Origin of the sequence: Pseudoalteromonas sp. SG43-6 (assembly GCF_014164365.1) — a bacterium.
GTDB lineage: Bacteria > Pseudomonadota > Gammaproteobacteria > Enterobacterales > Alteromonadaceae > Pseudoalteromonas > Pseudoalteromonas rhizosphaerae.
The window spans coordinates 1-319 of record NZ_JACJEZ010000195.1 but is presented as its reverse complement, the minus strand read 5'-3'; the positions used below and the strand labels follow the sequence as shown (position 1 = coordinate 319).

General features: G+C 37.3%; 1 pseudogene. It reads left to right on the top strand.

From position 1 onward, the window contains the following. Positions 1-128: 128 nt before the first annotated feature. Positions 129-319 (top strand): annotated as a pseudogene (locus H5201_RS23375) (Mu transposase domain-containing protein); the annotation flags it as partial.

The following is a 319-nucleotide window of genomic DNA, read 5'->3' as shown; positions in this document are numbered from 1 at the left end:
TAGCTCTGTTGTTTTTAAGCGATTCATAAGATCACAAAACACCATGAATGTTCCCTCGCTTCCCACATTTTTTAATACTATTAGTTCATTGATATATAAAGGCTAATTCTGGGGATACTTTAGCTGAAAAGCCCTATCACTATACACAAATCAAAACGGTGCGAGTACACATTGATTATCATGTTGAAATAGAAAAACATTATTACAGTGTGCCGTATCAGTGGGTTAAGAAACAATTACGCGCACACATAACCAATCAGCTAGTACAGCTTTATCATGACGATACCTTAATCGCACAGCATCCGCGCTCACATCGTTT